The organism is Leucobacter sp. OH1287 (assembly GCF_003859945.1).
GTDB lineage: Bacteria > Actinomycetota > Actinomycetes > Actinomycetales > Microbacteriaceae > Canibacter.
This window is the reverse complement of record NZ_RQYM01000012.1, coordinates 14,196-27,871: the sequence shown is the minus strand read 5'-3', so window position 1 is coordinate 27,871 and position 13,676 is coordinate 14,196. Positions and strand designations below refer to the sequence as shown.

Genomic DNA, 13,676 nt, shown 5'->3' with positions numbered 1-13,676 from the left:
AGGCTCCGACGGATCCACCCCGCCACTAAGATGCTGGCGATCTGCCGGAGTTTGCTTGTTTGAGAAGCATCTAATAGAATTGGCTGAGGACTGTTTAACAACAGTGTTATAGAGCAGTAACTGCACAGACTGTGCGCAAGCTACGTTAATTGGACGTTATTTAAGCAGTCTCAAGGGTCGGCACAGGTTCGGCATAACTTTCTAAAACAGGAGTGTTTTTTGGCACCTAAATCTGCCACAGCAGCGACAACCGCAGCGGCAACCAAAGCCGGGACAAGAAGTGCGTCAACCGCGAAGAAGGGCGGCAGGCCGCGATCCACCAAGCGTCGCTACGTCAAGAACGAGGGGATTATCCCGCTGCTCGCGCTCGCCAGCCGCGAGGTTGAGGCTTCCGCGCAGCGCGGCAAAGCAACCCCGCTAAACCGCACCAAGTTCCACGTGGTTGCGCTTTTGATGCGTGAGGAGTTGGCGCGGGTGAAAGACAACCCCGAGGTCAGTGAGGCGGAGCGCGAGGAGACACTGAAGCGGCTCGACGGCGTTGCCGCGGTGCTCGTGAAAACCGCCGCAAAAGACACCTCGCTGATTCAGCTGCTGGAGCCGGAGACACCAATCACCGAGGCAACACTGCAGCTGAAACGCAAGATGATGGAGCAAGCCGGGCTGGAGGCGCCGGAGGAAACCCCAACCTCTGTTGCCGCGGCGACGGTGCCGGCAGAGTTTGTTGAGCGGCAGGTTGTGCCCGCGGGGATTGCGAAGCGCAAGCTCGCAAACCCATTCCAGGCACCGATTCTTAACACCCCGAAACAGCCGCAGCCGGTTGTGCACCTGGCAAACTGGGAGCTGTTGAACCCGCTGCTGAAATCCTTTGAACAGGGTTCAACGACCGCGGCGACGATGCAGCTGCCGGAGCCGCCGGTAAACGACAGGATCTCACCGGTCGGGTTGGCGCTGATGCCGCACCAGGCACGCTTCCTCGCGTCGGTTGCCGCCGGTCACCGCAGCTTCCTGCTCGCGGACGAGCCGGGCCTCGGCAAAACCGCGCAGTCGCTGCTCGCGGCCGCCGTCTCAGACAGCTACCCGCTGCTGGTTGTTGCGCCGAACGTTGTGAAGATGAACTGGGCGCGCGAGGCGAAGCTCTGGACGCCGTCACGGCGCGTCACCGTTGTGCACGGCGACGGCGCTGACGTGGATCCGTTCGCCGACATCTTCATCATCAACTACGACATCCTCGACCGGCACCTCAGCTGGCTTGCCGCTTTCGGTTTTAAGGGCATGGTGGTTGACGAGGCGCACATGATTAAAAACGTGCAGTCAAACCGCTCCCGCAACGTGCTCAACATTGCCGAGCGGATCCGTGAGCGCGTCCCCGGGCATGACCCGCTGCTGATCGCACTCACCGGCACGCCGCTGATTAACGACATTGACGACTTCCTCGCGATCTGGCGATTCCTCGGGTGGATTGACGAGAAACAGCCGGCAAAGAAGCTGCTCGCACAGCTTGAAGCAAACGGTTTCACGCCGGCCGATGCGGCGTTTTATCCGTCAGCGAGACAAGCGGTTGTAGATCTTGGCATTGTCCGCCGTCGTAAGGTCGACGTTGCGAAAGACCTGCCCGAGAAGCAGGTGATAGATCTGCCGGTTGAGCTTGACGGAGCACTCGCGCCAGAGATCAACGCTGCCGAGCAGCGACTCGCAGACCGTCTCTTTGATAGTTTTAGCAGGCTGAAGGCGGGTAAACTCGGCGCAACTCTGAGCGACGAACAGCTGATCAGAATGGTCTGCCTGCAGGAGTTTGACGAGGACGGCGGCGCCGGCGAGGGCGTTAACGTCTTCTCCCTGGTGCGCCAGATCGGCACCGCAAAAGCGCAGCTCGCTGCCGACTACACCGCGCAGCTGGTGCGCTCGGTTGGCAAGGTTGTGTTCTTTGCCAAACACGTTGACGTGATGGACCAGGTGATTGCGGCGCTGGCGGATCGCGGGCTAAAGACCGTCTCGATCCGCGGCGAGCAGAGTGCCCAGGCTCGGCAGGAGGCGGTTGACGCCTTCAATAATGACCCTGATGTTCACGTCATTGTTTGCTCACTGACAGCTGCCGGTGTTGGTGTTAACCTGCAGGCGAGTTCGAACGTGGTGCTGGCTGAGCTCAGCTGGACCGATGCTGAGCAGACGCAGGCGATTGACCGCGTCCACCGCATCGGCCAGGAGGAGCCGGTAACCGCGTGGCGAATTGTTGCGGCACAAACCGTTGATCAGCGGATCGCGGAACTCATCGACGCGAAGGCGGGCCTTGCCGCTCGCGCGCTTGACGGGGATGTGCAGAGCGAAGAGAACAGTGATCCGGTGCAGCTTGGCGTGCTGATGCAGCTGCTGCGGGCCGAGATTGAGCGCCGCGGGCTAGCCAGCGATGCGGGCCTTCACCTCGGTGATTGACGGGTTTGTTGCGGTTGTGCCGTCGGGGAACACCACGGTTGGCACAACCGCGTTACCACCGTTGAGTGACTTCACAAGCTCCTCGGTTCCCGGTGTTGTCTCAATGTTCACCTCGTTGAGGGCGATGTCGGTGCTCGCGAGCATCAGCTTCAGACGCTTGCAGTAGCTGCACCAGTCGGTTGTGAACATGGTGATTGTGTTCTCAGCTGGAACGAACTCTTTCAGGTCTGCGATAGCGGTCATTTTTTACCTTTCAGATTAGTTTTCAACAGAGAGTTATAACACTTCAAGCCTACGCTCTATTCCCGGATGTAAAATTATCGTGTGAATAACCGCGAGCACTCAAATCAAGACAGCGCCCCGCAAACCGTTGGGCGTGCGCTCGGCGCTGGCAAGGATCATGAGACTGAACTGCCAAGGGATGCTGCTGTCTACCTGCCGCTCGGCGTGCGGGTTGCTGCTGCCTGGTCGTGGCGCCTACTTTTAATCTGCGCTGCCAGCGCGGTGCTTATCTGGGGGATTGTGCAGCTGCGGGTGATTGTGATCCCCGTGCTGGTGGCGATTCTCTTGGCCGCGCTGTTACAGCCGATCGTCGACTTGACGGTGAAAAAGCTGCGACTGCCGCGCGTAATCGGTGTGCTGTTGGCGCTTGTGACGCTGTTTGTTGCTGTCGGGGTGCTGGTCTGGCTGATTGTTACACAGTTTATGAGCGGTCTAAACGGTATCAGCGACCGGATCGCCTATGTTTGGAATGAGGCGCTTGACTGGCTGCACTCGAAACCGTTCGGCATCGACCTGTCAGACTACACGGTCGGCTGGAATGACGTGCTGAAGGCGGTTGAGACCCACCAGGCACGCCTGTGGAGCGGCGCGCTCGGTGTTGCCTCCGGTGTTGGGCAGTTCGTTGCAGGTGCGATCCTCGCAATTTTCTCGCTCATCTTTATGCTGCTTGACGGCCGTAGAATCTGGTACTGGGTGCTTGGTTTCCTGCCGTCACGCGCGCACGCGCCGCTCGATGTCGCGGCAAAAGCGGGATGGGTTTCGGTCGGTCAGTATGTGCGTGTGCAGATCCTGGTCGCCTTCGTGGACGCGGTCGGTATCTGGCTGGGTGCAATCATTCTGCAGGTGCCGCTTGCCACGCCGATCGCGATTATGGTCTTTTTGGGATCATTTATCCCGTTCCTCGGTGCGATCACAACCGGCGCAATCGCCTGCCTGGTAGCGCTCGTCTACAACGGCCCGCTGACGGCGGTGCTGATGTTGCTGGTTGTTTTGATCGTCAACCAGCTGGAGGGCAACATCCTACAGCCGCTGGTTATGGGTAACGCCGTGAAGGTGCACCCGCTCGGCGTGGTTATAGCGGTTTCAACCGGTGCGATCCTCGCGGGTATCCCGGGTGCGCTGTTTGCTGTGCCAATTGCGGCGAGCGCCAACTCGATGGTTAACAGTCTGGTGGACGGCAAATGGCGGGGGATGGAGGATCCGCTCAAGAAATATCACGCGCAGCGGCGTAACCGGTTAACGGCGCGCGGCCGTTTAAGGAGCTTGAAACGTGCCCTACGAAAGGAAACCAGGTGACAAAGTACACCCCGCCAACCCTTGAGGAGTTTGAGCAGACGAGAGAGACGGTGAGGCGGGTTGTGCAGCGGACGCCGCTTGCTACCTCGCGTTTCCTGGCTGAGCAGATCGGCGCCTCACAGGTCTATGTGAAGTGCGAGAATCTGCAGCGCACCGGTGCTTATAAGCTGCGCGGCGCCTACAACCGGCTGTCAAAGATGTCGGAGGAGGAGCGGGCACGCGGTGTTGTCGCCGCCTCGGCGGGGAATCACGCGCAGGGTGTTGCCTTTGCGGCGCGGGAGCTGGGGATTACCGCAACCATTTTCATGCCGCTCGGGGTGGCGCTGCCGAAGCTGCAAGCGACACGGAACTATGGCGCGCACGTGGAACTGGTCGGGGTTAATGTTGAGGAGTCGCTCGCTGCTGCAAACCGTTTCGCGGAGGACACGGGGGCGCTGTTTATTCCGCCGTTTGATGATCCGGCGGTGATTGCTGGGCAGGGGACAATCGCGCTGGAGATGCTGGAGGACGCACCCGATATTGAGACGCTGGTTGTGCCAATCGGCGGCGGCGGTCTGATCTCGGGGATGGCGGCCGCGGCAAAACAGTGGGCGGAGGCGAACGATAAAGCGATCCGGGTGGTTGGTGTGCAGGCGGAGAACGCGGCTGCCTACCCGGTTTCGCTCGCGGCCGGTCACCCGGTGACGATTAAAACCAAGGCGACTATCGCCGACGGTATCGCTGTGGCGAAACCGGGGATTCTCAACTTTGACGTCATCTCGGAGTACGTTGACGATGTTGTGACCGTCAGCGACGATGATATTGCGCGAGCGATCGTGTTAATGCTGGAGCGCTCAAAACTGCTTGTGGAGCCCGCTGGCGCCGCCGGCGTTGCGGCGATGATCACCGGCAAAATCAACTCCGCCGGCCCAACCGCGACCGTGCTCTCCGGCGGCAATATTGACCCGCTGCTGCTGCAGCGCGTTATCGGTCACGGTTTGGCGGCTGCGAACCGCTATCTGAAGCTGCGGATCCTGCTGCCCGATCATCCGGGTCAGCTGGTTCGCACAGCCGAGATTGTTGCGGCGCAGCACGCCAACGTGATTGAGGTTTTGCACACCCGCCACGCAACCGAGCTGCCGATCAGCGATGTTGAGCTGGAACTGCACATCGAAACTCGCGGCAGTGAGCACGGCGCACAGGTTGTTGCGGCGCTGCGCGAGGCGGGGTATGTTGTGCGGGTTGGTGAGCGCTACTAGCCGCGGAAGGTTTCGACCGCGGTCACCTCAACGGCGATCTCAGCGCCGGTTGGGGCTGTGTAGATTGCGGTTTCGCCAACCTTAAGACCCAGAATTGCCTCGCCGAGCGGGCTCTCCGGGCTGTAAACATCAAGGTCGCTGCCCTCGCCGATCTCACGGCTGCCGAGCAGGAACTTCTCCTCATCACCGTGCACAATCGCGGTGATCACAGTGCCAATCTCAACAACGCCTGAGCTCTGCGGTGCATCCTTCACAATCGAGGTTTTCAGCAGGTGCTCCAGGTCGCGGATCCGCGCCTCCATCTTGCCCTGCTCGTCCTTCGCAGCGTGGTAACCGCCGTTCTCTTTCAGGTCGCCCTCTTCACGAGCCGCCTCAATCCGGGCGGCAATCTCTTTGCGCCCGGTGGTTGTGAGCTCCTCAAGCTCTGCGGCGAGGCGGTCGTGCGCCTCCTGTGTGAGCCAGGTCTTCTCTGTCAAGGTAAACCCCTCCGGTTCGTCTTGGTGTGCCGCCCGATTTTGCTGTTTTGCCCGGTGGTTTTTGTTGCGGGCGTCAGCGGCTGCGGCACGCTAATAAGAAAGCCCCGCGCAGTCCGCGGAGCATCAGCACCAAGTCTAACAAACAACAGCTCAGAAAACAGTGGGAAAGTGCTCAGTCACAGGTTTAACCCCGGTCGTTAGCTGACGTCTTGCTGCTCCCAACACAGCCTGGCGGTGATGGTCGTAGCCTCGGCGTTGGTGCGGATCCGCTGCGTCGCCACCCGAGCGGGGGTGCCGGAGGGCTGAATCACCGTCACATAGTAGCCAACGGGCGCGTTCGAGGGGCTGAGCGCCTCAATCGCGCAGGCAACCGTCATATCGCCCGGCGCGGTTACCTCAAAGGTGAGCTCTGCCTCAGCGGCGGAAACGATTTTGTGTTTCACATCGCGCACACTAACGCTGGTTTTTGGGCTTGTCAGGTTGCCGTTAAAGAAGAACGCCGCACCAATCGCGAGCAGCGCCGTTGCCAGTGCGCCATATAGCAAAAAGTCGCCGCGCCTGCGCTTTTTAGCCCCGTACCGGGAGTTTTGCAGCTGCGCATGGGTGTCAGCCGGTTGTGAGGCGGTAAAACCGAGCACTGAGTCTTCAAACTCTTCATCGCTGCGACCGGAACGTAAACTCACAGACTGCACCTTCAAGTTAGCACTAAAATTAACTACGGTACTAAGTCTAGACGGTACAACTTAAAAACCACACACGAAAGGCTTTCGAATGGCGTTGCGTCTAATCGCCGTGCACGCACACCCTGACGATGAGTCGAGCAAGGGCGCGGCAACCTACGCTCACTACCTCGACCAGGGGGCTGAGGTTTTGATTGTGAGCTGCACCGGTGGTGAGCGGGGCGATATTCTCAACGAGGCTGTTTTGATGGATCCCGAATCGCACCGTGATATCGCGGGTGTGCGCCGCCGTGAGATGGCACGCGCGCAGGAGATTATCGGGTTCGATCACGTTTGGCTGGGCTATGAGGATTCGGGGTTGCCGCCCGCGGGGGATCCGGTGCCGCCGCTCAGTTTCGCGGACGTGCCAGCCGAGGTGTCGGCTGAGGCGCTGGTGAGGATTGTCCGCGAGTTTAAACCGCACGTGATGATCACCTACAACGAGATCGGCGGCTACCCGCACCCCGACCATATCCGCTGCCACGAGATCAGTAAGATCGCTTGGGATCGCTCAGGTGACCCGGCAAGCTACCCAGATGCCGGGCCGGCGTGGGAGATTAAGAAGCTCTACTACGAAGAGATCTTCCACGTTGAACGGTTCAGCGCGCTGTATCAGGCGCTGGTTGCCACGAGCAGCGACCCGGAAACAGCCGCCAGGCTGGCAGAGATTCTGGAGCGGTTTAAGGATCGCCCCTACCAGGGAACAGCTAAGATTGAGATAAGCAACTATCTGGAGCAGCGAGACCTCGCTCTGCGTGCTCACGCCAGCCAGGTCAGTCCTGAAAGCTCGTTCTTCTTCTGGCCTAACGAGGTGCAGCGTGAGGCGTGGCCGTTTGAGGACTTTCGGCTCGCAGCCTCGCGCGTGCCAACGGCGCAGTTTGAGGCAGACCTGTTCCAGGGCATAACAGCGTAAGGAGGAGCAGCGGTGAGGTCGATTTTGCTTTGGTTAGACGGATCCACCCCGGAGGAAAACCCGGTGGATCCTGCCGCGGTCACCCCCGGTATTGAGGGCTTCACCGCGATTGCGGTGCTCGCGATTCTGGTGTTTGGGCTGGGCTTCTTTATTGTGCGGACGCTTCGCCGGATCAGTTACCGGGAAGAGGTGCAGCAGGAGATCGCGGAGGAGCTCGCGGCTCGCGATGCTGCGGCGGGTGCGGATCACGTGGCTCGCGATGCTGCGGCGGGTGCGGATCCGGTGGGCGACACCGATGCGAGCGGCGACGCCCCAGAAAACGGCGGCGCCCCAGAGCGCGGCTAGCCTCCGGGGTGGCTAGCGTGGCTCGCTAGAGCTGGCCACCAACCAAGCTCCCGGCGGTTACGTCGCTAGCGCAGATAGACCGGGTCGAGCAGCGCCAAAAGCGAGGCTACCCAGTGGCAGAAGAACGCCGCCACGGTGCAGCTGTGGAACACCTCGTGAAACCCGAAATACCTGTTGCTGCGCAGCGGCCACTTGGTGCCGTAGGCTACAGCGCCGAGGGAGTAGAGTCCACCACCGACGAGAACCAGGATCATCACGGCGAGGTTACCGCGGGCAATATCAACAATGTAGAAGATCGCGGCCCAGCCGAGCGCGAGATACAGCGGCACATATAGCCAGCGTGGCGCAGACAGCCAAAACACTCGGAAGAACAGACCGAGCAGCGCCCCTGACCAGACAACCGCGAGCAGTGTCCACGCCTTCTGCAGCGGCAGTGTGCCGATTGCGATGGGCGTGTAGGTGCCGGCGATCAGCAGGAAAATATTGGCGTGATCGATCCTTCTGAACACTGCCTTCACCCGCGCCGACCAGTTGATACGGTGGTAGAGAGCCGAGATGGTGAACAGCAGCAGGCTTGTCAGCATGTAGATCGTGGCCGCCCACTTACTAAGTGCTCCCTGCGCGAGACAGATCAAAACAACACCGCAGGCAATCGCGAACGGCACGGTTCCCAGGTGCAGCCAACCGCGCAGCAGCGGTTTGGGGGATCCACCCCCAGCGGCTGAGTCGATCAGCGGCAGGGAGATAGCGTCGGGGGATGGGAGACTGCGGCGTGCTGATTCAGACATAACTGTATTCTAGACTTGTAGACTGGGAATACCCACCCCTTGCCCGCTGCCGGCTCCGCCGCTGGCTCCAGCGCTGGCTGCTCCGTCAGTCGCACCGCCGGCTCTGCCGCACAGGGCTTGTATTTTAGATCAGGAATATAATGTTAGAACTCAACTTCGCGCTGCTGCCGATTCTCTTTTTCGCCTTTATTATTACCGTTGGCACACTGGTTGTCGCCAACACCTCACCGCTGGTTTGGCAGCGGGAGCGCATGTGGATGTCGGTGATTATTCTGCTGATCCCGATCTTTGGTGCAGCAGGTTTCTGGGTTATGTACACGATCAGAAGGTTCCGCAGCAAAACCCAAAACCGTAACCGGTAGAATTAAAATATGGCAGCATCCGCGCAAAAAACCCAGACGAGTCTGATCTACAGGCTCTATCAGTGGCGGTTGCGCAAACAGCTGAATCAGGATCAGCTACCCAGCCACATCGCTGTGATTGTTGACGGTAACCGGCGCTGGGCGAAACAGCGGATGCTTGAACACGCAGCCGTCGGTCACCGCGCGGGCGCCAAGAAGATTCCCGAGTTTTTGGGCTGGTGCGCGGGCGCAGGCGTTGGCGTTGTCACGCTCTACCTGCTCTCCGCCGACAACCTGCGCAGCCGCAAAACCAGCGAGCTTGAAGAACTCTTCCAGATCATTGGGGAGCTCGCCGCCGAGATTTCCGAGATTCCCGGCTGGCGGATCCAGCACGTCGGCGAACCCGAACTGTTACCGTCCCAGCTGCGTCTGGCGTTGCAAACCGCCGAGGATAAAACCCGAGGCAACACCGGTCTGCACGTTAATCTCGCGGTCGGCTACGGCGGCCGCAGCGAGATTACGGCGGCGGTGCACAAAATCGTGGAGAACCATAAACAGCGCGGCGGCACAATCGATGACCTCGCCGAGGTGCTAACCCCGGAACTAATCGGTGAGCACCTCTGGACGGGCGGCCAGCCCGACCCGGATTTGGTGATCCGCACAAGCGGTGAGCAGCGGCTGAGCGATTTTATGATCTGGCAGTCCGCGCACTCCGAGTTCTATTTCGTGGAGGCGCTCTACCCCGACCTGCGCGAGGTAGACCTGCTGCGTGCGCTGCGTGACTACTCGCGGCGCAGCCGCAGATACGGAGCATAAATGTTGCAGCTGAACGGGCAAAAGGTACTGATTACCGGGGCATCCGGCGGGCTTGGCGGATCCCTCGCGGCGAGGTTCTTGGACGCCGGCGCGACGGTGCTGCTGCACACCCGCGATCCACACCGCGGCGAAGCGCTCGCCGAACAGTTCGGCTGTCAGTTTGTGGCGCAGGATCTAACTGCCCCCGGTGCGGGGGAGCAGCTGGTTAGGGAGGCCCACCGGATGATTGGCGGGCTGACCGGTGTTATTAACAACGCCGGGGTGCAGCTGGTGAAGGCGCACCAGGAGCTGGCCGAGGAGGAGTGGAGTGCGGTGCAGCACCTGAACAGCACTGTGCCGTTCACGGTGACGCGGGCGGCCGCTGAGCTGCTCGGGGAGGGATCCTGGATAACCCACATCGCCTCCATTGAGGGCGAGCGGCCCGCAACCGGGCACGCGCACTACGCGGTGAGTAAGGCGGCGGTGATAATGCACGCGCGGGCTGCTGCCCTGGAGCTGGGGTCGCGGGGGATCCGCGTTAATGCCGTCTCACCGGGGTTAATTGAGCGCCCAAATCTGGCAGGCGACTGGCCGGAGGGGGTTAATAGCTGGCTTTCCCACGCCCCGCTTGGCCGACTGGTGGGCGGCGACGATGTTGCCAACGCCTGCCTGTTTTTAGCCTCGCCGTACGCGACGGCAATAACCGGTCACAACCTGGTTGTTGACTGCGGAATGCAAACCACCCCCGGATGGTAGGAGCCCATGTCTCAGTTTATTTACGCGGCCGCGCTGTTAAGCGCCGGGAAAAGCATTATCGACCCGCTGCTGGTGGTTACCGGCGACAGCATTGCCTGGGTTGGTGAGGCGCAGGATCCGCACGCCCCCGCACCCGGGCAGGATGACACCGTCACCCGCCTGGACGGGCATATTCTGATACCCGGGCTGGTTAACGGCCACACCCACTCGGCGATGACGCTGCTGCGCGGTGTCAGCGACGACCACGGGTTTATGCCCTGGCTCGCGGAGGTGCAGGCGCTTGAACAGCAGCTCACCCACGACGATATTGCCGCCGGTTTGCAGCTGGCGATGCTGGAGATGATCGAGAGCGGCACAACCAGTTTCAACGATATGTATGTTTGGGACGCACAGCTGCTGGAGCTGGTGCGTGATGCGGGGATGCGGGTTGTTGCGGCGCTCGCGATCACCCGGCCGGAACAGATTATGTTCCCCGGTGTGACAACCAAAACCGGCAGGGATGAGCTTGCGCACGCGGTGGAGCTGCAGCGGCGTTACGCGGCGGATCCGCAAATCAAAATCGCCTACGGTCCCCACGCGCCGTACAGTGTGCCGCGCGAGTTCTTTGCCGAGACAATCGAGCACGCGAAACGCACCGGCATCCCGGTGCACACCCACATTGCCGAGTCGCCCGCGGAAACCGAGATGGTTGTTGCGGAAACCGGCAAGCGGCCGGCGCGCTACCTGCGGGAGCTTGGCCTCTACGAGACAAGCGCCATGGCTGCGCACTGTGTGCACCTTGATGATGAGGAGATCGCCGAGATGGCGGCGTCCGGGGTTGCGCTCTCGCACTGTCCCGTCTCCAATCTGAAGCTCGGCAACGGCGTTGCCAGGCTGCTTGACTGGCTTCAGAGCGGGGTGCGGATCTCGCTGGGCACCGACTCGGTTGCGAGCAACAACACCCTGGACCTGTTTGAGGAGTTGAAGCTCGCGACGATTCTGCACCGCGGGGTGCTGCACGATGCCGCCGCGATAACCGCCGAGCAGGTGTTTGAGATCGCCACCAGGGCGGGCGCTGAAGCGATCGGGTTTGGTGACTGTGGTGAGCTCGCGGTCGGTAAGAAGGCCGACATTGTTGCGCTGAAAACCTCGGAGGCGAACGCTGTCCCGCACGCTAACCTGCTGTCGCACGTAGTTTTTGCGGCGAGCGGTAAAGACGTCGACTATGTGTGGATCGGTGGCAGAGCCGTGTACGCCGCAGGTGAGCACCTGACGCTTGACGCGACCGCGGTAAAACAGCGCGCCGCTGAAAGTGCCGCCCGGATTAGGGTCGCGGCAAAGCTCTAGTCGAGATCGCCGTAGCCGCCGCAGCTGCTGCCGCGTCCCGCGCCGTATCCCGCGCCGCCGTAGCCGCTGCTGCCGTAGCTGCCGTAGCGTCCGCCACGGCTGGTGCGCAGCTGGTTTGCGAGCAGAGCAGCGGCAACCCCGATAACACCGGCGCTGATGAGCGCGATGCCACCAAAGTTAAGGCCACCGGTTTTCGCCAGTTTGGCGCTGAGGCTGTCAGCGTCACTAACCCTGGCCTTGCCGGGGGTGAGCTTCGAGTCGGAGCCGGTGCCGGCGGTTGTGCCCGCCTTATCGCCCACGCTTCCCGTGCTGCCCGCGCCGCTGGTGCCGTCGGTGCCGTTGCCGGAGCTGTTACCGGTGCCGGTGCCGGTGCCGGTGCTCGCGCCCGAGTCGCCGGATCCGCTGCCCGCGTTGCCGCCCTGATCACCCGGGGTCTGACCACCGGGAGTTTGGCCGCCCGGCTGCTGTGGCTGCGGAGCCTTCACAGTGACAGGCTGCAGAATAACCGCTGGCTCTGCGCTCTGGCTGAAGTTGGCTGGCGCGCCGATTACCAGGGTGAAACCGCCGTCACCGAGGTTAACCGCGGAGAGGCTGCGTCCGAAACGGGTTTCGGGATCTTTCGAGTTGAACAGCTGCACACGACTGTCGGCCGCGGCGAGCTCTGTGAGGGAGCGCGCGGGTGAGGCAGCGCCGTGCTCCAGGAGCAGCGCGGTGTCAATCACGGCGGCGTAGCCGGATCCTGCTGCAGCGTCGGTGAGGTCACCGTCCATCGCGCCCAGCAGCAGCAGTGTTGTGCCGTTAACCCTGGTCGCGGAGACCTTACCCTCACCAAGATGGTCGGCATTCTTTAAGTCCTCAAGCCACCAACCGCGGTGTTTACCGGCTGTGTCGGTGACTGCGGCCCGGTCGGTAACACCGCGTTCGGTTTTCACGTCAGCGCTGTTTGCTGCACCCAGAATAACGGTTGCTGAGCCGGGGTTTGGTGTGCCGTCAGGGTTGTCGTGGCCGGGGTTACCGGTGAGCAGGTCGGCGAAACCGTCACCGTTAATGTCACCAATACCGGCAACCGAGGTTGCGAGCAGGGTATGGCCGCTCTTGGGGCCACTGATGCTAAAGCCTGTGAAGCCGTCCCTCAAAACCACGGTTTTACCCGCCTGTGGCTGCAGGTCTGTAAGCACGTAGGCTTTACCCGCGAAAGCGCCGCCGTCGGGTGAGGCGTTCGGTGATCCCAGCACCAGATCTGGTTTCCCGTCACCGTTTACGTCACCGGCTGCCGCAGCAGACAGCAGCGTTGTTGTGTCACCGGTAATAATCTTGGTTGCCGCAGAAAAATCGTAGCTGCCCGCTGGCGCACCGGTCGCGGGGAGTGTGTCTGTTATGTAGACGGCGTTCGCGGTTATGTGCGCGAGCTCGGACTTGCCGTCACCGTTTAGATCCCCGACACCGAAAGTCTTTAGGATCTGGTTGCTACTAAAGCGCACGCCCGCCTCACCGAGCTGGTTTAGCTCCAGCGATTGCAGGGTGGATCCACCAAACACAACCGCGGTGCCTCCGCCCTGCATGGTGAGCAGCAGGTCTGAAACGCGGTCACCGTTTGTGTCGGGGGAGCAGCGCACCTCGATGCCCATGTTGTAGCTGGATCCGCCCGGGGTGAAGGTGAGGGTTTTTGAGTCCGCTCTAACAGGGCCGAGCTTCACCGTCGCAACCTGGTCGCTGAACCAGTAGCTGCCGATCACCAGGTCGGTTACGCCGTCGGCGTTAACATCGCAGCTGTCGGTTGTTGTGCCAAAACCGGGAACGGTGCCGGGAATAGTAACCGGATTGGTTGCGGGGTCGGCGGCGGGGCTCTGTACGGCAGTGATTCCACCCAGCAGCGAGAGGGCAAGCGCGGATTTAATGAACAAAGACATTTGGGGATTTCCAGCTCGAATTAGACTTAGGTTAGCTTTACCTAAAAATATAGTGGATGAG

Annotated in this window: 14 protein-coding genes; 9 read left to right on the top strand and 5 right to left on the bottom strand. The window is 61.1% G+C overall.

Translation table 11 applies throughout. From position 1 onward, the window contains the following. Positions 1–219: 219 nt before the first annotated feature. Positions 220–2,430: a DEAD/DEAH box helicase gene (locus tag EII30_RS07260; protein WP_124886668.1), complete on the top strand. Its 2,211-nt coding sequence runs from the start codon at positions 220–222 to the stop codon at positions 2,428–2,430. On the opposite strand, the gene EII30_RS07255 is transcribed toward EII30_RS07260, so the two are convergent. Then, positions 2,395–2,673: a glutaredoxin domain-containing protein gene (locus EII30_RS07255; RefSeq protein WP_124886667.1), complete on the bottom strand. Its 279-nt coding sequence runs from the start codon at positions 2,671–2,673 to the stop codon at positions 2,395–2,397. The genes EII30_RS07260 and EII30_RS07255 overlap by 36 nt on opposite strands. An 81-nt stretch (positions 2,674–2,754) precedes the next feature. On the opposite strand from EII30_RS07255, the gene EII30_RS07250 reads away from it, so the two are divergent. Next, positions 2,755–4,008, top strand: a complete 1,254-nt coding sequence (locus tag EII30_RS07250) for an AI-2E family transporter (protein WP_233569441.1) — start codon at positions 2,755–2,757, stop codon at positions 4,006–4,008. Next, positions 4,005–5,246: a threonine ammonia-lyase gene (ilvA, locus tag EII30_RS07245; protein WP_124886666.1), complete on the top strand. Its 1,242-nt coding sequence runs from the start codon at positions 4,005–4,007 to the stop codon at positions 5,244–5,246. The genes EII30_RS07250 and ilvA overlap by 4 nt, the downstream gene beginning before the upstream one ends. Here the strand turns inward: ilvA and greA are convergent. Both greA and EII30_RS07235 read right to left on the bottom strand, forming a co-directional pair. Beyond that, positions 5,243–5,722, bottom strand: a complete 480-nt coding sequence (gene greA / locus EII30_RS07240) for a transcription elongation factor GreA (RefSeq protein ID WP_124886665.1) — start codon at positions 5,720–5,722, stop codon at positions 5,243–5,245. The two genes, ilvA and greA, sit on opposite strands and share 4 nt — an antisense overlap. A 197-nt stretch (positions 5,723–5,919) precedes the next feature. Further along, positions 5,920–6,405, bottom strand: a complete 486-nt coding sequence (locus EII30_RS07235; RefSeq protein ID WP_158608684.1) for a DUF4307 domain-containing protein — start codon at positions 6,403–6,405, stop codon at positions 5,920–5,922. Positions 6,406–6,493: 88 nt separating this feature from the next. On the opposite strand from EII30_RS07235, the gene mca reads away from it, so the two are divergent. Next, on the top strand, positions 6,494–7,354 hold the full coding sequence (mca, locus tag EII30_RS07230; RefSeq protein ID WP_124886663.1) for a mycothiol conjugate amidase Mca: 861 nt from the start codon (positions 6,494–6,496) through the stop codon (positions 7,352–7,354). Positions 7,355–7,366: 12 nt separating this feature from the next. Beyond that, positions 7,367–7,699 (top strand): hypothetical protein, encoded by a 333-nt coding sequence (locus EII30_RS07225; RefSeq protein ID WP_124886662.1) that lies wholly within the window; start codon positions 7,367–7,369, stop codon positions 7,697–7,699. Positions 7,700–7,764: 65 nt separating this feature from the next. On the opposite strand, the gene EII30_RS07220 is transcribed toward EII30_RS07225, so the two are convergent. Beyond that, positions 7,765–8,487, bottom strand: a complete 723-nt coding sequence (locus EII30_RS07220) for a hemolysin III family protein (protein ID WP_124886661.1) — start codon at positions 8,485–8,487, stop codon at positions 7,765–7,767. 140 nt (positions 8,488–8,627) lie between these two features. Here EII30_RS07220 and EII30_RS07215 point away from each other — a divergent pair, with 140 nt between their 5' ends. Genes EII30_RS07215 through EII30_RS07200 form a run of 4 tightly spaced genes read left to right on the top strand, consistent with a single transcriptional unit; the run spans position 8,628 to position 11,705 of the window. Continuing rightward, positions 8,628–8,849 carry a hypothetical protein gene (locus EII30_RS07215; protein WP_124886660.1) on the top strand — a complete coding sequence of 74 codons (222 nt, stop codon included), beginning with the start codon at positions 8,628–8,630 and terminating at the stop codon, positions 8,847–8,849. A gap of 9 nt (positions 8,850–8,858) precedes the next feature. Further along, positions 8,859–9,644 (top strand): isoprenyl transferase, encoded by a 786-nt coding sequence (locus EII30_RS07210; protein ID WP_124886659.1) that lies wholly within the window; start codon positions 8,859–8,861, stop codon positions 9,642–9,644. Beyond that, a complete protein-coding gene (locus EII30_RS07205; RefSeq protein ID WP_124886658.1) occupies positions 9,645–10,379 on the top strand; it encodes an SDR family oxidoreductase in 735 nt (244 codons plus the stop codon). A 6-nt stretch (positions 10,380–10,385) separates the two neighbouring features. Next, positions 10,386–11,705, top strand: a complete 1,320-nt coding sequence (locus EII30_RS07200) for an amidohydrolase family protein (protein WP_124886657.1) — start codon at positions 10,386–10,388, stop codon at positions 11,703–11,705. Here EII30_RS07200 and EII30_RS07195 read toward each other — a convergent pair. Next, complete coding sequence (locus tag EII30_RS07195; protein ID WP_124886656.1) at positions 11,702–13,615, bottom strand: FG-GAP repeat protein; 1,914 nt, start codon at positions 13,613–13,615, stop codon at positions 11,702–11,704. The genes EII30_RS07200 and EII30_RS07195 overlap by 4 nt on opposite strands. Positions 13,616–13,676: the final 61 nt, after the last annotated feature.

Bases quoted from the DNA above. Each gene is read 5' to 3' on its own strand.
- EII30_RS07200 (WP_124886657.1), top strand. From the start codon at position 10,386: ATGTCTCAGTTTATTTACGCGGCCGCGCTGTTAAGCGCCGGGAAAAGC.
- EII30_RS07215 (WP_124886660.1), top strand. From the start codon at position 8,628: ATGTTAGAACTCAACTTCGCGCTGCTGCCGATTCTCTTTTTCGCCTTT.
- EII30_RS07210 (WP_124886659.1), top strand. From the start codon at position 8,859: ATGGCAGCATCCGCGCAAAAAACCCAGACGAGTCTGATCTACAGGCTC.
- EII30_RS07220 (WP_124886661.1), bottom strand. From the start codon at position 8,487: ATGTCTGAATCAGCACGCCGCAGTCTCCCATCCCCCGACGCTATCTCC.
- EII30_RS07195 (WP_124886656.1), bottom strand. From the start codon at position 13,615: ATGTCTTTGTTCATTAAATCCGCGCTTGCCCTCTCGCTGCTGGGTGGA.
- EII30_RS07255 (WP_124886667.1), bottom strand. From the start codon at position 2,673: ATGACCGCTATCGCAGACCTGAAAGAGTTCGTTCCAGCTGAGAACACA.
- EII30_RS07205 (WP_124886658.1), top strand. From the start codon at position 9,645: ATGTTGCAGCTGAACGGGCAAAAGGTACTGATTACCGGGGCATCCGGC.
- mca (WP_124886663.1), top strand. From the start codon at position 6,494: ATGGCGTTGCGTCTAATCGCCGTGCACGCACACCCTGACGATGAGTCG.